We start from the raw sequence: 22,618 nt of genomic DNA on the forward strand, positions 1-22,618 counted from the left end.
ATGATTGCCATATGTTTCCAGTTTGTATCAAATCGTCACTAGGGCGTAACAATGGCTTGCTATCTTGTTAGCTTTTAAACCTCGCCGGATCCACGACATGACACGAAAATTTTCCGCCGCTGGCTGCAGCGTCGCCATTACCCTGATGCTGGCCGCCTGCGGCAGCAGCAGCAAGAACGACGACGTGGCCGCAACGCCGCCCAAGAATGTCATCTTCTTCCTCGGCGACGGCATGGGCCTGACCACCATGACGGCCGCACGCATCTATTCCGTGGGCGAAGAAGGTTCGCTGACCATGGATACCCTGCCGGAAACGGCGTTCGTGAAAACCTTCTCGAACGATGCCCAGGTCACCGACAGCGCGCCCTCGATGGCGGCCTACATGACCGGCGTGAAAATGAACAATGAAGTCATTTCCATGTCGACCAACACGGTGGCCAAGGATCCGACCAATGATGCCAACGGCAACAAGCTGGTCAACAATTGCGGCACCGGCAACGGCACGCCGGCCACCACCCTGCTGGAACTGGCCAAGGCCAAGGGCTACGCGGCCGGCGTCGTCAGCACGGCGCGCGTGACGCACGCCACGCCGGCGGCAACTTACGCCCATATCTGCCACCGCGACCTGGAAAACGATATCGCCGCGGCCCTGGTGCCGGGCGGCGCCGGCTACAACAGCGCGCTGGGCACGACAGGCCTGGAAGTGGTGCTGGGCGGCGGCGCGCAGTTCTTCAAGCCGGTCAAGGACGGCGGCAAGCGCGCCGACGGGCGCGACCTGGTGGCCGAGCTGAAAGCGAAAACCTATACCATCGCCAACACCGGCGCCGATTTCAAGGCGGTGGACGCCAGCAAGACCGACCGCCTGTTCGGCGTGTTTACCAGTAGCCACATGGCGTATGAGCTGGACCGCGATGCAGCAAAAGAACCAAGCCTGGCGGAAATGACCACCAAGGCCATGGACGTGCTGGCAAAAAACAAGAAGGGTTATTTCCTGATGGTCGAGGGTGGACGCATCGACCATGCCTTGCATGAAACCACCGCCAAGAAAGCGCTGCAGGACACCGTCGCTTTCGACAGCGCCATCAAGGCCGCCATCGACAAGGCCAGGCTGACCGACCCGACCCTGGCCAATACCCTGATCGTCGTCACGGCCGACCATGACCATACCCTGGTGCTGAACGGCTATGCCAAGCGCACCGGCAAGACGGCCGCCGGCAATCCGGGCGTGCTGGGCGTGGTGAAAAACTACGTGACAGGCGCGGTCGAGAAAGACCTGGACGGCGCGCCATATTCCATCATCGGCTTCGGCAATGGTGAAAAACGCACGCAATCGAGCCGCGCCGCCATGGCCAGCCTCGACGAAACCGTCACCAGCGCCAATGAATATCACCAGGAAGCGGTGATCCGCACGGCGGTCGGCGGCGAAACCCACGGCGGCACCGACGTGTTCCTGGGCGCCATCGGCATGGGCGCAGAGACCTTCCTCGGCACCATCGACAACACCAAAGTATTCGGCCTGGTCAAGAGCGCCGGCGGTCTGTAATTGCCCGGTATTGACCCAAGACACACGAACTGGATAACCATGAAAAACGCATTGAAACCTGTCCTGAAATTATCCCTGCTGGGCGCGCTGGTCGCCGCCAGCGTCGCCAACGTCCAGGCGGCCGACGCCAAGAACGTCATCTTCTTCCTCGGCGACGGCATGGGCCCTTCCGTCGTGACCGCCTCGCGCATTTTCAAATACGGCGAAGACGGCAGCCTGACCATGGACAAGCTGGAACGCACGGCGCGCATCAAGACGTTTTCGAACGACGCGCAAACCACCGACAGCGCACCGTCGATGGCCGCCTACATGACCGGCGTCAAGATGAACAATGAAGTCATCTCGATGGCGCAGGAAACCATCGCCAAAGAACCTGGCCGCGACGCCAACGGCAACCTGGGCGTGGACAACTGCCCGGCCGGCGGCAAGAGCGTGCCGACCATCCTGGAACTGGCGAAAGCCAAGGGCAAGGCGGTCGGCGCCATCACCACCACGGAACTGACGCACGCCACGCCGGCCACCACGTTCTCGCATATCTGCAACCGCAATGCGCAGTACGCCATCGCCGCGCAAAGCGTGCCCGGCGGCGCCGGCTACAACGCCGCCTTGCTCGACGGCGTAGACGTGCTGATGGGTGGCGGGCGCAACCATTACACGCCCTATTCGGCCACCAACAAATTCGGCCGTGCCGATGGCCGCAATCTGCTGACCGAGTTTGCCGCCAAGGGCTATACGGTGGCGGCCAACAAGACAGAAATGGCGGCCGCGCCGAACAACAAGAAGTTCATTGGCCTTTACAGCACCCGCAGCCACCTGGAATATGAACTGGACCGCACCGCCGCCACGCCGCTGGGCGAAGGCGCGACCCAGCCCAGCTTGTCGGAAATGACCTTGAAGGCAATGTCCATGCTGTCGCAGAACAGCAATGGCTATTTCCTGATGGTCGAAGGCGGCCGCATCGATCATGCCCTGCATGGCATCAACGCCAAGCGCGCCTTGAGCGACACCATCGCCTTTGACGACGCCATCAAGGCCGCCATCGACAAGATCAGGGAAACCGATCCGAAGCTGGAAAATACCCTGATCGTCGTCACCGCCGACCATGACCACACGATGGCCTTCAACGGCTATGGCAAGCGCGGCAATCCCATCCTCGACATCAACCGCGGCTACCGCGACAACCTGCCGAGCAAGGATGCCGACGGCAATACCTACACCACCCTGGTGTTCGGCAACGGCCCGAACCGCCCTGCCCTGCGCACCAATGTCGACAGCGCTGCGGCGCTGGCCGATAACTACCTGCAGGAAACCGGCGTGCGCCTGGCCAGCGAAACCCACGGCGGCGGCGACGTCAAGCTGCTGGCCACCGGCGCCGGCGCCAAGACCTTCAAGGGCACCATCGACAACACCAAGGTGTTCGAGTTGCTGAAGACGGCGCTGGGCCTGTAATCACATCGTTGTAGACCAGGGGCGGATGGCACGCGGTGTCGTCCGCCCCCTTGCACATCAAAGGCACACATGAAATCGACCCTGATCGCCGTCCTGCTGGCCGCCGGCTTTGCCGGCACCACCCACGCCGCCGCCCCGGCACCGGCCGACCTGGACCTGTCCATCACCTACTACAGCCGCGTGCTGACGCCCGAGGGCGTGACGCGCGAAAGCCGCTACGAAGAAACCATGCTGCGCCGCCCCGGCCACGTCTGGGTCGAGCGCGTACTGGCGCCAGCCATGGATGCTCACGACGGCCACAACAAGAAAGTGGCGTTGAAAACCGCCCAGCACGAACACAAGCATTTCAACCCGGTCGTGATCCCGCGCCATGTGATGCTGGAGAAAAACACCGTGCGCGTGGAATATATCGACGCGCACGACAAGGTGGTGGTCAGCATCCCGAAGTCGGAATACGACAATGTCAATTTCGACGGCTCCTGGGAAAACAGTTTTTATCTGCTGGACCCGAAACTGGTGGCCGCCATGCCGCTGTCAAAACAGGTGTCGAAGATAGCCGGCGCACGCTGGCGCGAAGCGGAAAAAAATGGCGTGTTCCAGCGCGTCTTGTGGGATGAGCAAAAGCAGATTCCCCTGATTATCGAAAGCGGCGACCGTGCCAACACTTTTTATCGCCGCGTCGACGTCAAACAGCAGGCCAGCCTGTCGAAGGCGCAACCTTGGAGCCGTGTGCAGAACTATGCGCAGCGCGAGTATTCCGACTATCTCGACTGATAGTGTGCTCGCGCCAAACGTCAAAAAGCCAGGGCATGCCCTGGCTTTTTGCTGTCACAACGGCTAGCTTACTCGGCCGCTGCGGCTTTTTTGGCTGGCGCTTTTTTCACCGCCGGCTTTTTCACCGCTGCAGCTTTTTTCGCCGGCGCTTTCTTGACGGCCGCTTTTTTCGCTGGCGCCGTACCTTCTTCGCCTTCGACTTCGGCGGCTGCCGCCTTGCCCTTGGCCGGGGCTTTCGCGCCCGGCTTGGCCTTGCGCTCTTCGAACTCGAAGCTCACCTTGCCATCCTTGCCGCGCACCAGGAAGGCCTTGAACGGACGGCGCGTGCGCTGCGAAACAAAGCCGGGCAGCAGATCGGTCTTGCCTTCGTTGAGCAGTTTCGCCATTTGTTCCGGCAAGATTTCCTGCTGCAAGATGATGCGGCCGCTGCGGAAGTCGCAAGTCTTGGGTTTGGCCACGCTGTGTTCGCACACATAGGCCAGGCCCATTTCATACACGCCGCCATTGCACTTGGGACAAGGTCCCAGCGCCGTCTGGCCCGTGAAGTCGACGCCTTCGCCGTCTTCGCTCTCGTCGTTCTGGCCGAAATCGAATTCCAGCTTGAAATTCTTGATCTCTTCATCGCGCACGATGCGCAAAATCGCGGCAAACGGACGGCCCATTTTCGAGCGGAAACCTTGCAGCGGGCCGATGGTGCGCTCCTTCAGCAATTGCTCCACTTCCGCGATTTCAAACTGGCGCGAACCCGGCGTCTTGCTCATCGAAAATTCGCACTTGGTGCAGGCAAAGCGGCGGTAGTTTTCCTTGACCACGCTCTGGCAGTTCGGGCACGGCGTCGTCAAGGTGGCGTATTCGCCCGGAATCGTGTCGTTATCGTATTCCTTGGCGCGCTTGACGATGATTTGCGTCATCTGCGCGATTTCACGCATGAATTCATCGCGCGAAATCTTGCCTTTTTCCATCTGCGACAGCTTGTATTCCCACTCGCCCGTCAGCTCCGGCGCCGTCAGTTCATTGACGCCCAGGCCTTTCAACAAGGTCATCAGTTGCGATGCCTTGGCGGTCGGCATCAGCTCGCGCCCTTCGCGCAGCAGATAGCGTTCCGTCAGCAAGCCCTCGATGGTGGCCGCGCGCGTCGCCGGCGTGCCCAGGCCCTTGCCGGCCATTGCATCGCGCAGCTCGTCGTCGTCGATCAGCTTGCCCGCGCCTTCCATCGCCGACAGCAACGTCGCCTCGGTATAGCGCGCCGGCGGTTTCGTTACCAGGCCGTTGGCGCTGACGCTTTCGGTGTGCACGGTTTCGCCCTTGGCCACCGGCACCAGGTTGCCGTTGCCATTGTTTTCCTTGTCGGCGTCGGTCGACGCTTCCTTGCCGTAGATCGCCAGCCAGCCCGGATTGGTCATGACCTTGCCTTCAGTCTTGAACTGATGGCCGGATACTTCCGTGTAGCGCGTGGTGACCTGGAACTCGGCAGGCGGGAAGAACACGGCCATGAAGCGGCGTGTGACCAGGTCGTACAGTTTCTGTTCCGGCTCGGACAGGTTCTTCGGCGCGATGGTGGTCGGGATGATCGCGAAGTGATCCGAGATTTTCGTGTTGTCGAAAATGCGCTTGTTCGGCTTGACCCAGCCCTTGTCGATAATCTGCTTGGCGAACTGGTGATAGTTGCTGTTTTCCTTGACCGTTTCCAGCGCCTGCAGCACGGTCGGCATATAGTCTTCCGGCAGGTGGCGCGAATCGGTACGCGGATACGTCAGCACTTTGTGCTTTTCGTACAGCGCCTGGGCCAGGCCCAAGGTGTTCTTGGCGGAAAAACCGAAACGCGAGTTCGCTTCGCGCTGCAAGCTGGTCAGGTCGAACAGGCCCGGCGCCATCGAGGTGGTCGGTTTCGACTCTTCCGTGACGGTGCCCTGGCGGCCGCGGCAGGCGGTGGCGATCGAATCAGCCGCCGTCTTGCTCCACAGGCGCTCGGCGCGTTTTTCCGGATCGTTCTCGTCCTTCTTGAACTTGGTGTCGAGCCAGCGGCCTTCGTAGATACCGGCCGCGCAGACGAACTCGGCGCGAACTTCCCAGAAGTCGCGCGCGACGAATTTCTTGATCTTGTCTTCGCGTTCGACCACGATCGACAGGGTCGGCGTTTGCACGCGGCCGACGGTGGTCAGGTAAAAGCCGCCCTCTTTCGAATTGAAGGCCGTCATGGCGCGGGTGCCGTTGATGCCGATCAGCCAGTCCGCTTCCGAACGGCAACGCGCTGCATCGGCCAGCGGCAGCATCTCTTCATCGGTACGCAGGTGGGCGAAACCGTCGCGGATGGCGCCCGGTGTCATCGACTGCAGCCACAAGCGCTTGACCGGCTGCTTGGCTTTGGCGTTTTGCGCGATCAGGCGGAAAATCAGCTCGCCTTCGCGCCCGGCATCGCAGGCGTTGATGAGGGTGGTCACATCTTTACGCTTGATCAGCTTGTTCAATACTTTGAGGCGCGCTTCCGTCTTGGCGATCGGGTTCAGCGCGAAATACGGCGGTATCATCGGCAGGTGCGCGAAACTCCATTTGCCGCGCTTGACGTCGAATTCTTCCGGTACGGCGATTTCCAGCAAGTGGCCAACCGCCGACGACAGCACGTATTCATCCGATTCAAAGTACTCATCGTGCTTGGTAAAGCCGCCAAGCGTCTTCGCGATATCGTTCGCGACAGAAGGCTTCTCGGCGATGATGAGGGTTTTTGTCATAGTTATTAGTCTCGAAAAATGCTCTAGGATAGTGTCAGCATGCGCATCATACAGTGCATTGCCGGGCGCCGACGCTTTTGTCTGCGCGGGGCCATGTGACTTGCGGTCTTGTCAAGCGGCCAATGATAAGCGCCTGAAGCAGAAAACCGCAAGTTATCTAAAGACAACAATGCGCAGAAGCAAATGCAAGCACGGGGCAGATGGGCAGGCGGGCAAAAAGCGGCTGGCGGCAGCCAAGAGCCAGGCCGCCGTGCTTTATTCAGTGTAGCAGGCGGGGCGATAATTCTTCATCGGAGCCGAACAGGTCATCGAACATCAGCGCGTCCGGTTCCTTGCCCTGGCTCCACAGCAGCATCAGCACGATGACTTTCAGCTTGCCCAGGGTGACGGGCGCTTCATCGAGGGCCAGCGCCCGTTCGATGACGATTTCGCGCTGCAGCGGCGACAATACCTTGGCGCTTTCCAGGAACTGGATAAAGCCGATGGCGGCCGTGCCCAGCACATCGCTTTCTTGCTGAACATAAAAGCGCGTGCCGGTGGAACTCGCGGTGAGCACCTGCTCGGCGCCGGCCATTGCGTTCAGGTCGGTCAGCCAGACCAGCGCTTCGGAAATCTCCACGTCGTCAAAGCCGACGGCCGACAGCTTGCGCGCCAGTGCCGCCGGCTCGGGGCAGGCATCGGGGCGATAATAAGTCTCGTAGAGATAAACCAGGATATCGAACATGACTCTACTCTATCAGCTAAGCTCGCTGCGGCACAAGTGCGCCAGCGGACAAAGCGGCGCCATGCGGCAAGGCCGCCACACAAGTGTCAAGCTGTCATTTGCAGCGTTGAAACAGTCCGCCAGGCAGGCGCTCCACCAGCCCCGCCATTTCCAGCGCCAGCAGTTCTCCCATCACCTCGGCCATCGCCAGGCTGCTGCGCGCGGCGATGGTGTCGGCGTCGCAGGGGTCGTAGCCCAGCGCGCCCAGCAAGGGATGGGCCGGCGGCGCCGGTGCGGACACCGCCGCACCAGCGCCGACCGGCCACTGCAATTCCTGCAGCACATCATCGACCGAATCGACCAGCTTGGCGCCCTGCTTGATGAGGGCGTGGCACCCCTTGGCCAGGGTGGAGTGGATCGAACCGGGCAAGGCGTACACGTCGCGCCCGTATTCGCCGGCCAGGCGCGCCGTGATCAGGGACCCCGACTGGGCTGCCGCCTCGATCACCAGCACGCCACGCGCCAGGCCGCTGATCAGGCGATTGCGGCGTGGAAAATTGCTGGGAATCGCGGGCAAGCCCAGCGCATATTCGCTGACGATGCAGCCTTGCGCGGCAATTTTTTGCGCCAGACCAAGGTTACGCCGTGGATAGACCAGATCGGCACCGGTGCCGATCACCGCCACCGTGCTGCCGTCGCCGCGCAGGCCGCCCTCGTGCGCATGCGTGTCGATGCCCAGCGCCAGCCCGGACACGATCGTCAGCCCTGCCTGGCTCAATGCCTCGGCAAAGGCGGCCGCATTGCGCATGCCCTGCACGCTGGCATTGCGGCTGCCGATCACCGCCACGCAAGGGCGCGACAGCAGTTCAGGGCGGCCGCGTACATATAAGAGCAGCGGTGGATCGGGTATCTCCAGCAGTTGCAAAGGATAGGCGCCATCGGCCAGGGTCAGCACCGCATTGCCGGGCTGGCGCAACCACTGCAAGGTCAGTTCCAGCTGGCTGTTGGCGACCGGCCTGGGCCGCTGCAAAATGGCATGTGCCACGCCTGCCGGAACCACCTCGCGCAACGCTTCGAACGATGCGGAAAATATATCCTGCGGCAAGCCAAAACGCGCCAGCAAGGCGCGCGCGGCCACCGGCCCCACGCCGGGTAGCCATTGCAGGCGCAGCCAGGGCGCCAGTTCGCCGCCGCTGTCGTCACTCACCGTATTTGCATCCATGACACCCTCGCCGTCCCGGTCCACCACGTCCGTCTTGCATGGTAGCGGCGCACCAGGGCGGGCGATATCGAACGGCGCAACAAAGGTGCACACTTCGGTGCACAGTTCCTGGCGGCAAACGACCTGCCTTGCACAGCGATACGGGCGTCTGTGATAAAATTCCCCCTTCAATCAGCGTAAAACCACCGGCGATCCAGCGCCGCGCACAGCCTTCATGTGCCCAGCTAATTCAACCAGCCAAACAGTCCAATTCGTATGTCCATCTTAAATATCCTGCGTTACCCCGATCCGCGCCTGCACACCGTCGCCAAGCCGATCAGCGACTTCGGCGACCAGTTGCAGACCCTGATCGACGACATGGCCGAAACCATGTACGACGCGCCCGGCGTGGGCCTGGCGGCGTCGCAAGTCGACCAGCACATCCAGATGATGGTAATCGACATCACCGAAGAAAAGAACCAGCTGCAAGTGTTCATCAACCCGGAAATCACCTGGGCCAGCGAAGAAAAGCAGGTCTACGACGAAGGCTGTTTGTCGGTGCCGGGCGTGTACGACGGCGTCGAGCGCCCGGCCCGCATCAAGGTGCGCGCGCTGGACCGCCATGGCAAACCGTTCGAACTGGAAGCCGATGGCTTGCTGGGCGTGTGCATCCAGCATGAAATGGATCACTTGCTGGGCAAGGTCTTCGTGGAATACTTGTCGCCCCTGAAACGCAACCGCATCAAGACCAAGATGGTCAAGGAAATCCGTGGCCTGGAGCGCGAAGCGAGCCTGCGCGCGCAAAATCGCCGTTTCTGAGCCACTAACTGGTAAACTGGCGGGCATTGTCCTACCCGCCAGGCTTAGCCTGCACACTTCACGACCAGGAACCAGATGAAAGTGATCTTCGCAGGCACGCCTGAATTTGCCGCTACCGCCCTGAAAGACTTGCACGAAGCGGGTTTCGAGATTCCCCTGGTGCTGACCCAGCCCGACCGCCCGGCCGGACGCGGCATGCAATTGCACGCATCAAGCGTCAAGCAATATGCCCAGCAGCATGGCATCGAGGTGCTGCAGCCGCTGTCCTTGCGCATGGACAGCAAAGATCCGCAGCGCGCGGCCGAGGCAAAGGCCGCCCATGAACGCCTGCTGGCGACGGATTACGACGTGATGGTGGTGGCCGCCTACGGCCTGATTTTGCCGCGCAGCACGCTCGACATCAAACCCTGCATCAATATCCACGGTTCCCTGCTGCCGCGCTGGCGCGGTGCGGCGCCGATCCACCGCGCCATCGAAGCCGGTGACGACGAAACCGGCGTGACCATCATGCAGATGGAAGAAGGCCTGGACACCGGCCCGATGCTGGCCATCGAGCGCGTGACGATCGAGGCTGGCGATTCCACCGCCACCTTGCACGACAAGCTGGCCGCTTTGGGCGGTCGCATGATCGTCGCCACCTTGCGCAAGATGGCGCAGGAACCGCTGGTGGCTGTGACTCAGCCGGAAGCGGGCGTCACCTACGCGGCAAAAATCGCCAAGGAAGAAGCGGCGCTCGATTTTTCCCAGGGCGCGCTGGAACTGGGCCTGAAAATTCGCGCCTTCAATCCATTTCCCGGCGCCTGCGGCCAGGTCGACGGCGTGGCCATCAAGATCTGGTCCGCCGAGGTGCTCGACGCCGACAGCGCCGAGCCCGCCGGCCAGGTGCTGGCGGCCGACGCCCAGCATGGCATCGTGGTGGCCTGCGGCACCGGCGCGCTGCGCCTGACGCAGTTGCAAAAACCGGGCGGCAAGCGCTTGCCGGCAAGCGAATTCATCAAGGGCTTCGCGCTCGAAGGCAAGCGTTTCGTTTAACCGGGCAGGCACGCCATGGATCAGCTCACGGCCTGCGTGCCCTGCGCCGCGTGGTGGAACTGGGCAGCTTCACGGCGGCCGGGGCCGCACTGGGCATTTCCCACTCCATCGTCTCGCGCCAGATCCGCCAGCTGGAAAACCGGCTCGGGGCGCAACTGCTCAACCGCACCACGCGGCGCTTTGCGCTGACGTCCGCCGGCCAGGAATACTATCTGGCCAGCCGCGACATCCTCGACGCGCTCGATGCGGCCGACCGCGCCGTCACCCAGCACCAGGCACAGCCTTCGGGCAGCCTGCGCATCAATGCACCGGTCGCCTTTGGCGCGCTGGAACTGGCCACCTGGCTGCCATCGTTCACGCAGCAATATCCGCTGCTGCAGATCGACCTGGTCTGCAATGACCGCATCGTCGACCTGATCGACGATGGCTTCGATGTGGCCCTGCGCATCACACGCGGCCTGCCCGACTCGACCCTGGTGGCGCGCAAACTGGCCAGCAGCCGCATGGTGGCCGTCGCCTCGCCGGCCTACCTTGCCCGCCACCCTGCACCGGCCACGCCGCAGGACCTCGCCAGGCACGACTGCCTGTTATACAGCTTGAACCTGGCAGAAAAGCCCGCCAGCTGGGTATTCCGCGATGACAGCGGCGCGCCGCATGCGGTGACCGTGCGCGGCAACTTCGCCGCCAACACCGGCATCGCCCTGCGCGCGGCGGCCTTGGGCGGCATGGGCATTGCCAATACGGCCGCCTTTATCGTGCGCGAACAGCTGGCCAGCGGCGCGCTGGTGCAAGTGCTGCCCGGCTACACCCTGGCGCCGCGCACGCTGTACGCGCTGTATCCGCATGGCCGTCATCTGTCGCCCAAGGTACGCGCCCTGATCGACTTCGCGGTGCAATGGTATGCACAGCGCGACTGGGACTGATCACGCCGCTTGCAAGCTCTTCCTCACGGCGCGAAATTGCTGCGTCAGGCCACCATAGCCCCAGGCCGCCTGGCGCGCGTCATGCACATGGATATAACTGACCTCATGCAAGGACCCCAGCGCCTGCGCCATCGCCGCATGGACAGCGGCGATATACGCCGCCTTTTCAACTGCCGTATTGGTTTCGTCGCTGATCAGCACATCGAGGAAAAAGCTCGTTTTTTCCTGCTCTGACAGGGACGGCCCGCCGACAAACCAGTGTACGGGGTCGGTGTGCGTGATGGCCACCGAGGTCAGCTCGGGCGCCTTGTGCAGCAACTCGGCCGTCAAACGGCAGAGGGTGGCAGCAATCGCCGCCCACTGCTGCGCGTCGGGCGCGGTGGACAACTGCAAGTGAAGGATAGGCATGGCGGTATTTCCGGGTGATTGAGGAATCACCATTGTGGGCAAGCATCGGGTAAAACATCAGCCCCCGTCCGGCACAGAATTTGTGCACTTTTCACACAAATAAAAAGAGCTTGCCGCAGCAAGCCCTTTCCATATCACAATCACGAGACGGTTTATTTACGCGCCACCTTCACCATGCGACCGCGCACAGACGATGACAGGCTCACTTCAAAACGGCCGCCGGCCGGCAAGGCGCTGACGTCAACCGAGGCACTGCCACCGGTCAGGGCGCTGGCGACGACAGTCTTGCGGCCATCGGCGGCCACGTACAGCACCGCGGCATACGGCTCGGCCTCGGCATTCCAGCTCAGGGCCAGCTTGCCGGCGCTTTGCGTGGTGTCCAGGCTGGCGGCGGTCGCGCTAGCGGCACGGCGCGCCGAGCGGTCGAGCTTGCTGACCACTTTGCCATTGGCCAGCACATCGATATCGCTGATGTCGCCGGGATTGGCGAAGCTGACACGGAAGTGGCTGACGTCAACCCGGCTGTCGGCCAGCTGCTGCGTATCAAATGGCACGTTAATAGTTTGTCCGGACGCCGTTAAAATCCGCAGGCTGTATTTGGCGCTGCTGTCGGCGGTACCGGTGCGCGCGGTGGCCGAGGCCACGGCCGGGTGCAATTGCACGCCATTGGCAGTGATGCGGCCCGAAATGGTCAGGTAGCCATTGTCGGCGGCCAGCACGCTGGCGCCGGTGGCAACACTGCGGCCGGTGCGGGCGATGCGTGCGGCATAGCTTTCCAGGAATTGCTGGATGCGGGCATAGCTGTAGTCCGAGAACCAGGCGCCGCTGCAATAGCCCATCACATCCTTCATCTGCTTGGTGCTGCCGTTGCTGGTGTAGGTAGCCTGGCTCAACTGGCCAATCGCCGCGCCGTAGTTGCTGTTATACAGTGGCTGGCTGCCCAGGTCGCCGTTCGCATACGGATAGTCGGCGGCGGTGTTGGTCGGCGAACCGCAGGCCACGTGCTGCAGCGCATGGTTGTGGCCGATTTCATGGATCATCGTCGTCAGCCACTCGGGCCAGGCGTTGCCAAAGGCATCGATCGAGGCGGTGCGGGTGGCGCTGGCGTCCAGGCCCAGCGCCGACGGGCTCGAGGCGCCTGTGGTGCGGTCGCTGATATAGGCCAGGCCGGCGGTGCGGCTGGCCGACATCTGCGTGGCAAAACCGTAGTAGAAGGCGCTGCTGTCTTCCTGGCTGCGCGCCGCTTCGATCTTCGGCAGGGTCTCGCTCCACCAGGTGTCGACCGCGCTGCTGCCGCCGACATTGAGCGCCACGCGCTTGGTGATGGTGATGTCTTCCGCGGCGTACGGATACACGCGCACGATGGCGGCACGGATCACCTCCGCATCAGGCAAGACGGAGGTACCGTCGTTGGTAATCAAGGGCACCAGCACCAGGTGCATCTTGGCGGCCGACGACACGGCCGGCGTGGCTTGCTGGCTCACTTGCGTGCCATCGTTGCCGACGGCGGTCACGCGTACCTGCAGGCCAGGCTGGATCCAGCTCGCTGGCAGGGCGGCGCTGAAGTTGCCGTCGAAGCTATAGGCATTCCTGGCTGTTGGCAAGGTGGCCGGGCCGCTCAGCACCAGGCTGCCCAGGTTGGCGCCGGTCGACGAAGTGGCCGCCAGGGTCACCGCCGGGCTGCTGCGGCCGGCCAGCGTGCCCAGCACGGACACGCGCACGGCGGCAGGCTTGCCGCGCGTCAGGCGCAGCGCCGCATCGCTGGCGCTCAGGTTCAATACTTGCGAGAAATCGATGGCGCCCAGGGTAAAGGCGGCCACGGTGCCGGCGTTGACGGCGGCGCGCGACGGCGCCGACAGCATCAGGTTACCGGTGGCCGAGCTTGGTGCCGACACGCGCAGTTCGGTGGCGCTGGCGCTGACGATGGTGGCGGCGGTGGTGCCGATGGTGGCGCCATTGACCTGGTCCAGGTTGCTGCCGGCCACGGTCACGATCACATTCGCGCCGCTGATGGCGGTGCTGATCGAGGTTACGCTGACGGTCGGCAAGACCGTGAACGCGGCGCTGGTCAGCGCTTCGTTGAACGTGCCGCGCACGGTCAGCTGGCCGGTAGCGGCGCCGACCGGCACCACGAAGGTCACGCTGCTGTCAGTATGGCTTTGCACGGCGGCGGCAGTGCCGTTGGCAAACACCACTGCCGTGACATTGGCCATGCCCGTGCCGGTAATGCTCACGCTGCTGCCCACGACGCCAGTAGCGGGCGTCAGTTCGCCGGCCGTCAACGGCAGGTAGACCGTGATAGCCTGGCTGGTGGCAACCGTGCCGCTGGCCGTGACCAGGGTCAGGGCGCCGGTGACGGGCGTGGCCGGCATCGCCAGGGTGGCGCTGCTGGCGCTGACAGCGCTGGCAGCCAGGGTCACGCCGCCGACCTGGAACGCCGATACGCGGTCAAGGTTGCTACCGGTCACCGTCACGCTCGAACCGATGGCGATGGCATTGGCCGAAACAGACGTCACGGCCGACACCACCGCCGGGACCGGCGCCGGACTGGTGGTGGTGGTCGCCACCACAGTGCCGGTACCGCCACCCCCTCCACCGCCGCCGCAAGCGGACAGGCCCAGCATGGCAATCAATGCAATAAGCAAATGGTTTTTCATGGCTGGCATCCGTTTCCGCGCAGCGCGACAGCAGGAGAAGTGGTAGAGGTATGTGACATATCGGTGACTTTTGGAGAGAATGTTTATCTAAGGAACCGACATTATGATTGAATAAAATTCCTAAAGACAACTGTTAATGACTTTGGCTTCCCTATTCGCGGCAGTAATTAACATAACTCACCGACAACCTTTATTTTAGGCATTACCGCTCTCGCTCTGCGTTGCCGCAAATCAAGCTTTGTTTTCATATAGAACATTGGCAGTTGCTTCATAAAAAAATTTTCACCGATTTACAAAAAATGTGGGGATTTTTCCACATAAAGAGTGACTATCAACATGATATCTTTTAAATAATTAACAATTCAGCCGAGATTTTTACAAATGTAATGCAGGAGAGAATGTGAGAGAAAGCGCGATGATACAATTAATTGATTTTTTGGCATGCTAATGTGTTGCGTGGATGGCGCATCGACAGCTGGCGAGGGCTTTTGCCTGAAACCAAAACTGCGCGATGCCGTATAATTTTAGACCCGGTGAAATCAGGCGATTGCCACCCTCCGCCAGCCTATCCGGCCGGCGCACTCCGTCGGCTGATCCTGCTGATGCGCAACGTCTCCTCCACCGCGCCGCCGCCCGTTGCCTATTGAAAGCATGAAATGAACGATACCGTGATCCCCGCCCTGTCCCCGACCGAAGTCTCCTTGCGCGCCATCATGGCGCAGCGGATCATGATCCTCGACGGCGCGATGGGCACGATCATCCAGCAATACAAGCTCGACGAAGTGGCGTATCGCGGCGGGCCGCAAGGCCGCTTCATCGACTTCGCGGCGCCGGCCGGCTCGGGCGCGCGCGAGTTGTTCGTCAAAGGCAATAATGAGTTATTGACACTGACGCAGCCGCACATCATCCAGGAAATCCACGAGCGCTATCTGGCGGCCGGCGCTGACCTGATCGAAACGAACACCTTTGGCGCCACCACGATCGCCCAGGACGACTATCACATGGCCCACCTGGCCTATGAGATGAACGTGGCGGCGGCCAGGCTGGCGCGCGCCGCCTGCGACAAGTATTCCACGCCGGACAAGCCGCGCTTCGTCGCCGGCGCCCTGGGGCCCACGCCGAAAACAGCATCGATCTCGCCGGACGTGAACGATCCGGCCGCGCGCAATGTCACGTTTGACCAGCTGGTGGCGGCCTACCTGCAGCAAACCCAGGGCCTGGTCGAAGGCGGCGCCGACGTGCTGCTGGTGGAAACCATTTTCGATACCCTGAACTGCAAGGCGGCGCTGTTCGCGATCGACCTGTTCTACGAGCAGAACCCGCAAGTGGTGCGCCTGCCGCTGATGATTTCGGGCACCGTCACCGATGCGTCGGGCCGCATCCTGTCGGGCCAGACCGTGCCCGCCTTCTGGAATTCCATCCGCCACGCCAAGCCGCTGACGATCGGCCTGAACTGCGCGCTCGGTGCGGCCCTGATGCGCCCGTACGCGGAAGAACTGTCGAAAATCGCCGACACGTTTGTCTGCATCTACCCGAACGCGGGCTTGCCCAACCCGATGAGCGACACGGGCTTTGACGAGTTGCCAGAAGACACTTCCGCCCTGCTGCGCGAATTTGCCGATGCGGGCTTTTTGAACATGGCCGGCGGCTGCTGCGGCACTACGCCGGAGCACATCAAGGCGATCGGCGAGCTGCTGTCAAACAATACGCCGCGCACCGTCCCGGCCAAGAGCCACGACCTGCGCCTGGCCGGCCTGGAGCCGTTCGTGGTCAATGACGACTCGCTGTTCGTCAACGTGGGCGAGCGCACCAACGTCACGGGCTCGAAGGCGTTTGCGCGCATGATACTCAACGAGCAGTACGACGAAGCCTTGTCGGTGGCGCGCCAGCAGGTGGAAAACGGCGCCCAGGTGATCGACATCAACATGGACGAGGCGATGCTCGATTCGCTGGCCGCCATGACGCGCTTCTTGAACCTGATCGCCTCCGAGCCCGATATTTCGCGCGTGCCCATCATGGTCGACTCGTCGAAATGGTCGGTGATCGAAGCGGGCCTGAAATGCGTGCAGGGCAAGGCCATCGTCAACTCGATTTCCATGAAGGAAGGCGAGGCCGAATTCCTGCGCCAGGCTACCTTGTGCCGCCGCTACGGCGCGGCCGTGATCGTCATGGCCTTCGATGAAAAAGGCCAGGCCGACACGTTCGAGCGCAAGATCGAGATCTGCGCGCGCGCCTATCATTTGCTGGTCGACTCGCTCGACTTCCCGCCCGAAGACATTATTTTCGACCCGAACATCTTTGCGGTGGCCACCGGCATCGAAGAGCACAACAACTACGCGGTCGACTTCATCAACGCCACGCGCTGGATCAAGGACAACCTGCCGCATGCCAAGATCTCGGGTGGCGTGTCGAACGTCTCGTTCAGTTTCCGCGGCAACGACCCGGCCCGCGAAGCGATCCATACCGTGTTCCTGTACCACGCCATCAAGGCCGGCATGACCATGGGCATCGTCAACGCCGGCATGGTCGGCGTGTACGACAACCTCGACCCGGAACTGCGCGAACGGGTGGAAGACGTGGTGCTGAACCGCCGCGAAGACTCGACCGAACGCATGATCGAATTTGCCGGCACCCTGAAAGCGGGCGGCGGCAAGGCCGATGTGCAGAATCTGGCCTGGCGCGAAGGCACGGTGCAGGCGCGCCTGTCGCATGCGCTGGTGCATGGCATCACGCAGTTCATCGTCGAAGACACGGAAGAAGCGCGCCAGGAACTGCTGCACAACGGCGGGCGGCCGATCCATGTGATCGAGGGGCCATTGATGGCCGGCATGGACGTGGTTGGCGACTTGTTCGGCCAGGGCAAGATGTTCCTGCCACAGGTGGTGAAATCGGCGCGCGTGATGAAACAGGCCGTGGCCCACTTGATACCGTTTATCGAAGAAGAAAAGCTGCTGGAAGAAAAGCGCACCGGCATCGTTGCCAAGCCGAAAGGCAAGATTATCATGGCCACCGTGAAGGGCGACGTGCACGATATCGGCAAGAATATCGTCACCGTGGTGCTGCAATGTAATAACTTCGAAGTGGTAAACATGGGCGTGATGGTGCCGTGTTCGGAAATCCTGGCGCGCGCCAAGGTGGAAAACGCCGACATCATCGGCCTGTCGGGCCTGATCACGCCGTCGCTGGAAGAAATGGCCTATGTGGCCAAGGAAATGCAGCGCGACGAACACTTCCGCATGCTGAAGATCCCGCTCTTGATCGGCGGCGCCACCACCAGCCGCGCCCATACGGCCGTGAAGATCGCCCATAACTACGAAGGCCCTGTCATCTATGTGCCGGACGCCTCGCGTTCGGTGTCGGTGGCGCAGTCACTGCTGACGCCCGAGCATCGCGACAAGTATGTGGAAGACATCGAACTCGATTACGCGCGCATCCGCGAACAGCACGCCAACAAGAAGGCACTGCCGATCCTGTCGCTCGCCAAATCGCGCGCCAACAAGATGGTGCTGCCGTTTGACGGCGCCAGCACGCCGGTGAAACCGAAGTTCATCGGCCGGCGCGTGTTCAAGAATGTCGACCTGGCAACCCTGGCCCAATACATCGACTGGGGTCCGTTCTTCCAGACTTGGGACCTGGCCGGCCCCTTCCCCGCCATCCTGACCGATGAGGTGGTGGGCGATGCGGCCACCAAGGTGTATGCAGAAGGCCAGGCGCTGCTGAAAAAACTGATCGACGGACGCTGGCTGACGGCCAATGGCGTGGTGGCGCTGCTGCCGGCCAACAGCGTCAACGACGACGATATCGAGATCTATACCGACGACACGCGCACGACCGTGGCGTTCACCTACTACGGCATGCGCCAGCAGGGCGTGAAACCGGTGATCGACGGCGTGCAGCGGCCGAACCAGTGCCTGGCCGACTTTATTGCGCCAAAAGAATCGGGCGTGAAGGATTACATCGGCATGTTTGCCGTGACGTCAGGGCTGGGCATCGAGAAATACGAAAAGCGTTTCGAGGACGCGCACGACGATTACTCGTCCATCATGCTCAAATCCCTGGCCGACCGCCTGGCCGAGGCGTTTGCCGAATACCTGCACGAGCGCGTGCGCACCGACCTGTGGGGCTATGCCGCAGGCGAAGCATTGAGCAACGACGACATGATCGCCGAAAAATACGTCGGCATCCGCCCGGCGCCCGGCTACCCCGCCTGCCCCGAGCATACGGTCAAACGCGAAATGTTCGACGTACTGCAGGCCGGCGAGATCGGCATGCTGCTGACGGAATCCTGGGCCATGTTCCCCGGCGCGGCCGTCTCCGGCTTTTACTTTGCCCACCCGGAATCGAAATACTTCGTGGTCGGCAAGATCGGTGAAGACCAGGTGGAAGACATGGTCAAGCGCCGCGGCGTGCCGAAGGAAGACATCGAGCGCTGGCTGGCGCCGAATCTGTCGTAAGCGGATAAAAAAATCCCCGCATGGCGCAAGCGATGCGGGGATTTTTTCAGCAGCGTGGCTTACAGTGCATAACGCACTACGTTGTCACTCCACTCATAAGCGGCCATTTCCAGCTCGACCAGGTCGTCCGGCGACATCGCCAGGTCGCGCAGGGTCGGCACGATTTCGCTTTCCATGTCTTCGATGCGCTCGATGCATTCGGCCAGGCGCAGCAAGTCGCCATAGAAACCGCCGCGCGACAGCAGCGCTTCGGCTACTTCGTCGATCACTTCGATCTGTTTCAGGATCTCGTCCATCGGCACGCCGAACAGCGTGTCCATCAGCGACATGATGCCGACCGTAAAGGCGATATCGGCCGAGTGGGCATGGTTCGGGCGCAGCTTGTGTGCCAGCAATTCGAGCAGGCGGCCACGCGTGGTGGCCAGCATCAGCAATGGCGTCATGCTGTGGCCGCGCTTGCTTGGCTCGGCGTACAGCATGATTTGCAGCCAGCGCTGCAGCTGGCGGCGGCCCAGCACGCTGACGGCCTGGCTCAGCGAATCGATGCGCTGGCGCGCGCCGACGGCCGGAGTATTGACCAGGCGCAGCAGGTTCAGCGCCAGCGACACGTCGCGCTTGATGGCGCGCTCGATGTCCATATTGTCGGCGTCCGAGGTCACCAGTGTCATCAGTTCCATCACAGCCAGTTGCGATGGCGACAATTTCTTGCCCGTCATGATGGCGGGCTTGGCAAAGTAATAGCCCTGGAAGTAATCGAATCCCAGGTCAAGCGTGGACTTGAACTCTTCGCGCGTTTCGACTTTTTCGGCCACCAGTTTTTTCTGCTCGCGCTTGAAGCGCGACGCCAGGCTGGCCAGAGTGGCAGGTTCAACCGTGCGCATGTCCATCTTGACGTATTGCACCAGCGGCAGCAGTTCCTGCACTTGCGCCGTATCGGCCACCACGTTTTCCAGCGCAAAGACAAAACCATGGCTGGCCAGTTCGCTGATGCGCGCGCGCAACTCCGGCGTGACCGTCATCGATTCGACGATTTCCAGCACCACTTTTTCGCGCGGCAGGAAACTGAAGATATCGCTCATGATCACATCGGCGTCGACATTGACGAAGCCGAGTGCGTCGCCAACCACCTTTTCCATGCCCAGCTGCGAGGCATGGGCGATCACGCTGGCCGTGGCCGACAGGTCGCTGGTGATGTTTGCAGGCCCGACCGGAGCGTTGCGAAATAGCAACTCATAGCCGAACAAGGCCTGGTTGCGGTCGAGGATGGGCTGTCGCCCCAGATAGAACTCGCGCACGCGCAAGGGTTTCGGGGTGATGTCGTTGCTGGAAATATCGATCATTAAATCTTCATCAATCACGTCGAGTGACACTGGCGGCGCCACGCCTGCGTCAGGGTTCACTATTGACAATACCATGTGCCCGCGCTACTGGCTATTTTGGCAGCATTGCCAGGTATTGTCGTCAACAAATTAAGTCATGGGCGCTTCTTGTACCGCGCCGTCTACAAACAGCTTCAATTCACCGGGCGCGAACGCCGTCCATTGCTCGTTGGTCGTCAATGGCTGCGTGACGATCACGGCTACCCGGTCCTGCGGCGTGGTGACCTGGGAAAAATCCACGCTGAGGTCTTCGTCGGATAGTTTAGCAGTTGGAAACGGATGCTGTCGCACCAGATAGTGCAAGCTGGTCGAGCAATGGGCAAACAGCGCCTCGCCGCTCGACAGCATCATGTTGAAGGTGCCGTGCGCGGCGATGCCCGGCACCAGCTCGGCCAGCGCCGCGTGCAGCTGCGGCAAGCCCGGCGGCGCGTCGCCGAAGCGCGCATGCAGTTCCTGCAGCAGATAGCAGAAGGCCCGCTCGCTGTCGGTGCAGCCGACCGGGCGATAGCTGCCGCTCAGCACGGGATTGAATTCCTTCAGGTCGCCATTGTGGGCGAATACCCAGTAGCGGCCCCACAGTTCGCGCACGAAAGGGTGGCAGTTTTCCAGCGCCACCCGGCCTTGCGTGGCCTTGCGGATATGCGCGATGGCATTGCGCGACTTGATCGGATAGCGTTTGATCAGCTCGGCCACCGGCGAGGCGATGGCCGCCTGGTGATCGACGAAATGGCGCACGCCGGCGCCTTCGAAAAAGGCGATGCCCCAGCCGTCGTGGTGGGTATCGGTATGGCCGCCGCGCATGGCGAAGCCGGTAAAACTAAAGACAATGTCGGTAGGGACATTGCAATTCATTCCGAGAAGTTGGCACATGGTCTGTTTGCAACAAGGTAACCCGGCCACCTTACCATGCCGCCAAGGGAATGGGTATGGTGGCGATCGCCACCATACCGCAGGGCATCAGTGCAACAGCACGGGCTGGCTCATCAGGGAATCGTAGCTGCCTAGAAATTCATCAATTTCTTCCATGGTCGGTTCGCTGGCGATCAGCTCGCTGACATCGCGGCGAAAATTTTGCGCCAGTACGCCGGCGATAAAGGTTTCGCGCTTGCCGCTCTTGTCGACGATTTCATAGCCGCCGAAACGCAAGGCGTCGAGGTTGCGGTCGGCGCCGAATTCCACGACGCTGTATTGCTCGCTGTTATAGATCAGGTTCATTGTGCGTCCTTCGCTCAAGCAGGAGGAACTCCTGCGGTTTCAGAACAGAGGTGGGGACCAGGCCATGTCATTTCAAGCGCGATCCCGCCCTGCAGGGAAAGTAGTTGTAACGAGATGCAAGCTGCGATCGGGACGGCTACGGCAATAACGGTCAGGCGGTAATGCTCAGGTCGGGCTCCAGCGCCAGCCAGGCATCGTAGGGACTGGCGGTAAGCCAGTTGCGCAGTTGTCCGATATGCGTGGCGTCGGCCAGGCTGATGAACAAATGCGCGGGCGGTTGGCGCAAAAGACGATTCAATGTTACACGCAATACCAGATTGCCGCTGCAGCACAGGCAACCGGGCGCGATGCGCAACAATTGCAAGGAGGCGGGAGGGGAAATTTCTTCGGCCAGGTCGGCCAGGATGGAGTTACCGTCAGCCAATCCTTCGAGGATCACGGCAACGGCTTGCTGCGGTGGCAGTGCTTGCGCGATGGCCGCTTCGCGGTCGCTGGCCCTGGCGCCGCTGACCAGGGTCAGCGGCGTCAACGGCCGCACTGCTGCCGTCACAGGTTCTTCTTGGCCAGCTTGCCCGGTTCCACACCCAGTTGCTTGAGCTTGCGGTACAGGTGGGTACGTTCCAGGCCCGTCTTTTCCGCCACGCGGGTCATGCTGCCGCCTTCGCGGCCCAGGTGGTGTTCGAAATACATGCGTTCGAAGGCGTCGCGCGCCTCGCGCAGCGGCAGGTCGAACGACAGATTGTAGCCATGGCCTTCGGCCTGGGCCGGGGCGGCGATGCCGGGGCGCACCATCATCTGCTGCGGCGCGCTGCCACCAAAGCTGGGCGTCGGATGGCTGCTGCTTTCTTCGGCAGGCGCCGGCGCCACCGGGCGCGGCGCGGCGGCCGGCGCACGCACGGTTTCCTGGGCGCGCGTCAGGCCTTGCTGCACCGCTTTCAACAATTTTTGCAGGGCAATCGGCTTTTCCAGGAAGTTGAGCGCACCGATGCGCGTTGCTTCGACCGCCGTATCGATCGTGGCGTGGCCCGACATCATGATCACCGGCATCGTCAGCAAGCCATCGCGCTGCCATTCCTTGAGCAGGGTCACGCCGTCGGTATCGGGCATCCAGATATCCAGCAGCACCAGGTCGGGCGCACCGGCGGCGCGTGCTTCGCGCGCCTGCTGCGCATTTTCGGCCAGCTGGATAGCATGGCCTTCGTCACCCAGTATCTCCGAGAGCAACTCACGGATACCCATTTCATCATCCACTACGAGTATGTTTGCCATTCGTGTCTTGCCTTCCTCATTTCGCCGCCCCGCGCACCCGAACGGCACGCGGCGGACAACTAT

General features: G+C 61.9%; 17 protein-coding genes. 7 read left to right on the top strand and 10 right to left on the bottom strand.

Features of this window, described 5'->3' with window-relative positions; genetic code table 11:
* Window positions 1-145 precede the first annotated feature (145 nt).
* The 3 genes from AC0Z42_RS16100 to AC0Z42_RS16110 all read left to right on the top strand — a co-directional run bounded on the left by AC0Z42_RS16100 (window position 146) and on the right by AC0Z42_RS16110 (window position 3,766).
* Window positions 146-1,543 carry an alkaline phosphatase gene (locus AC0Z42_RS16100; RefSeq protein WP_485469265.1) on the top strand — a complete coding sequence of 466 codons (1,398 nt, stop codon included), beginning with the start codon at window positions 146-148 and terminating at the stop codon, window positions 1,541-1,543.
* A 39-nt stretch (window positions 1,544-1,582) separates the two neighbouring features.
* Window positions 1,583-2,992, top strand: a complete 1,410-nt coding sequence (locus AC0Z42_RS16105) for an alkaline phosphatase (RefSeq protein WP_485469204.1) — start codon at window positions 1,583-1,585, stop codon at window positions 2,990-2,992.
* 69 nt (window positions 2,993-3,061) lie between these two features.
* On the top strand, window positions 3,062-3,766 hold the full coding sequence (locus AC0Z42_RS16110; RefSeq protein WP_485469205.1) for a hypothetical protein: 705 nt from the start codon (window positions 3,062-3,064) through the stop codon (window positions 3,764-3,766).
* 68 nt (window positions 3,767-3,834) lie between these two features.
* On the opposite strand, the gene AC0Z42_RS16115 is transcribed toward AC0Z42_RS16110, so the two are convergent.
* From AC0Z42_RS16115 to dprA, 3 genes are all read right to left on the bottom strand, one after another.
* Window positions 3,835-6,495: a DNA topoisomerase III gene (locus AC0Z42_RS16115; RefSeq protein WP_485469206.1), complete on the bottom strand. Its 2,661-nt coding sequence runs from the start codon at window positions 6,493-6,495 to the stop codon at window positions 3,835-3,837.
* Window positions 6,496-6,754: 259 nt separating this feature from the next.
* Entirely contained in the window at window positions 6,755-7,219 is a 465-nt protein-coding gene (locus AC0Z42_RS16120; RefSeq protein WP_308923821.1) for a Smg family protein, read from the bottom strand.
* 94 nt (window positions 7,220-7,313) lie between these two features.
* Window positions 7,314-8,420: a DNA-processing protein DprA gene (dprA, locus tag AC0Z42_RS16125; protein ID WP_485469207.1), complete on the bottom strand. Its 1,107-nt coding sequence runs from the start codon at window positions 8,418-8,420 to the stop codon at window positions 7,314-7,316.
* Between the two features lie 255 nt (window positions 8,421-8,675).
* On the opposite strand from dprA, the gene def reads away from it, so the two are divergent.
* The 3 genes from def (at window position 8,676) to AC0Z42_RS16140 (ending at window position 11,173) form a co-directional block, all read left to right on the top strand.
* Window positions 8,676-9,218: a peptide deformylase gene (def, locus tag AC0Z42_RS16130; RefSeq protein WP_485469208.1), complete on the top strand. Its 543-nt coding sequence runs from the start codon at window positions 8,676-8,678 to the stop codon at window positions 9,216-9,218.
* Window positions 9,219-9,293: 75 nt separating this feature from the next.
* Window positions 9,294-10,250, top strand: a complete 957-nt coding sequence (gene fmt, locus AC0Z42_RS16135; protein WP_485469209.1) for a methionyl-tRNA formyltransferase — start codon at window positions 9,294-9,296, stop codon at window positions 10,248-10,250.
* A 53-nt stretch (window positions 10,251-10,303) separates the two neighbouring features.
* Entirely contained in the window at window positions 10,304-11,173 is an 870-nt protein-coding gene (locus AC0Z42_RS16140; protein WP_485469210.1) for a LysR family transcriptional regulator, read from the top strand.
* Here the strand turns inward: AC0Z42_RS16140 and AC0Z42_RS16145 are convergent, their stop codons facing one another.
* The gene (locus tag AC0Z42_RS16145; RefSeq protein WP_485469211.1) at window positions 11,174-11,581 is read right to left on the bottom strand and encodes a tautomerase family protein; all 408 of its coding nucleotides are present in this window, start codon (window positions 11,579-11,581) and stop codon (window positions 11,174-11,176) included.
* A gap of 152 nt (window positions 11,582-11,733) precedes the next feature.
* A complete protein-coding gene (locus AC0Z42_RS16150; RefSeq protein ID WP_485469212.1) occupies window positions 11,734-14,238 on the bottom strand; it encodes an IPT/TIG domain-containing protein in 2,505 nt (834 codons plus the stop codon).
* A gap of 656 nt (window positions 14,239-14,894) precedes the next feature.
* Between AC0Z42_RS16150 and metH the strand changes: the two genes are divergently transcribed.
* Entirely contained in the window at window positions 14,895-18,692 is a 3,798-nt protein-coding gene (gene metH / locus AC0Z42_RS16155; RefSeq protein WP_485469213.1) for a methionine synthase, read from the top strand.
* A gap of 59 nt (window positions 18,693-18,751) precedes the next feature.
* Here the strand turns inward: metH and AC0Z42_RS16160 are convergent, their stop codons facing one another.
* The 5 genes from AC0Z42_RS16160 to AC0Z42_RS16180 form a co-directional block, all read right to left on the bottom strand.
* Complete coding sequence (locus AC0Z42_RS16160) at window positions 18,752-20,032, bottom strand: EAL and HDOD domain-containing protein (RefSeq protein WP_485469214.1); 1,281 nt, start codon at window positions 20,030-20,032, stop codon at window positions 18,752-18,754.
* 129 nt (window positions 20,033-20,161) lie between these two features.
* Window positions 20,162-20,941: a class II glutamine amidotransferase gene (locus AC0Z42_RS16165; RefSeq protein WP_485469215.1), complete on the bottom strand. Its 780-nt coding sequence runs from the start codon at window positions 20,939-20,941 to the stop codon at window positions 20,162-20,164.
* A gap of 87 nt (window positions 20,942-21,028) precedes the next feature.
* Window positions 21,029-21,286: a BTH_I0359 family protein gene (locus AC0Z42_RS16170; protein ID WP_308923806.1), complete on the bottom strand. Its 258-nt coding sequence runs from the start codon at window positions 21,284-21,286 to the stop codon at window positions 21,029-21,031.
* A gap of 151 nt (window positions 21,287-21,437) precedes the next feature.
* Window positions 21,438-21,836 carry a GTPase gene (locus AC0Z42_RS16175; RefSeq protein ID WP_485469216.1) on the bottom strand — a complete coding sequence of 133 codons (399 nt, stop codon included), beginning with the start codon at window positions 21,834-21,836 and terminating at the stop codon, window positions 21,438-21,440.
* A complete protein-coding gene (locus AC0Z42_RS16180; protein WP_485469217.1) occupies window positions 21,833-22,555 on the bottom strand; it encodes a response regulator in 723 nt (240 codons plus the stop codon). Before AC0Z42_RS16180 ends, AC0Z42_RS16175 begins: the two co-directional genes overlap by 4 nt.
* Between the last annotated feature and the right edge of the window lie 63 nt (window positions 22,556-22,618).

It is taken from the genome of Janthinobacterium sp. 1L-D-8-B-C4, assembly GCF_057291295.1.

Bases quoted from the DNA above. Each gene is read 5' to 3' on its own strand.
- AC0Z42_RS16150 (WP_485469212.1), bottom strand. From the start codon at position 14,238: ATGAAAAACCATTTGCTTATTGCATTGATTGCCATGCTGGGCCTGTCC.
- AC0Z42_RS16105 (WP_485469204.1), top strand. From the start codon at position 1,583: ATGAAAAACGCATTGAAACCTGTCCTGAAATTATCCCTGCTGGGCGCG.
- metH (WP_485469213.1), top strand. From the start codon at position 14,895: ATGAACGATACCGTGATCCCCGCCCTGTCCCCGACCGAAGTCTCCTTG.
- AC0Z42_RS16115 (WP_485469206.1), bottom strand. From the start codon at position 6,495: ATGACAAAAACCCTCATCATCGCCGAGAAGCCTTCTGTCGCGAACGAT.
- AC0Z42_RS16165 (WP_485469215.1), bottom strand. From the start codon at position 20,941: ATGTGCCAACTTCTCGGAATGAATTGCAATGTCCCTACCGACATTGTC.
- AC0Z42_RS16145 (WP_485469211.1), bottom strand. From the start codon at position 11,581: ATGCCTATCCTTCACTTGCAGTTGTCCACCGCGCCCGACGCGCAGCAG.
- AC0Z42_RS16160 (WP_485469214.1), bottom strand. From the start codon at position 20,032: ATGATCGATATTTCCAGCAACGACATCACCCCGAAACCCTTGCGCGTG.
- AC0Z42_RS16110 (WP_485469205.1), top strand. From the start codon at position 3,062: ATGAAATCGACCCTGATCGCCGTCCTGCTGGCCGCCGGCTTTGCCGGC.
- def (WP_485469208.1), top strand. From the start codon at position 8,676: ATGTCCATCTTAAATATCCTGCGTTACCCCGATCCGCGCCTGCACACC.
- dprA (WP_485469207.1), bottom strand. From the start codon at position 8,420: ATGGATGCAAATACGGTGAGTGACGACAGCGGCGGCGAACTGGCGCCC.
- fmt (WP_485469209.1), top strand. From the start codon at position 9,294: ATGAAAGTGATCTTCGCAGGCACGCCTGAATTTGCCGCTACCGCCCTG.
- AC0Z42_RS16120 (WP_308923821.1), bottom strand. From the start codon at position 7,219: ATGTTCGATATCCTGGTTTATCTCTACGAGACTTATTATCGCCCCGAT.
- AC0Z42_RS16100 (WP_485469265.1), top strand. From the start codon at position 146: ATGCTGGCCGCCTGCGGCAGCAGCAGCAAGAACGACGACGTGGCCGCA.
- AC0Z42_RS16180 (WP_485469217.1), bottom strand. From the start codon at position 22,555: ATGGCAAACATACTCGTAGTGGATGATGAAATGGGTATCCGTGAGTTG.
- AC0Z42_RS16170 (WP_308923806.1), bottom strand. From the start codon at position 21,286: ATGAACCTGATCTATAACAGCGAGCAATACAGCGTCGTGGAATTCGGC.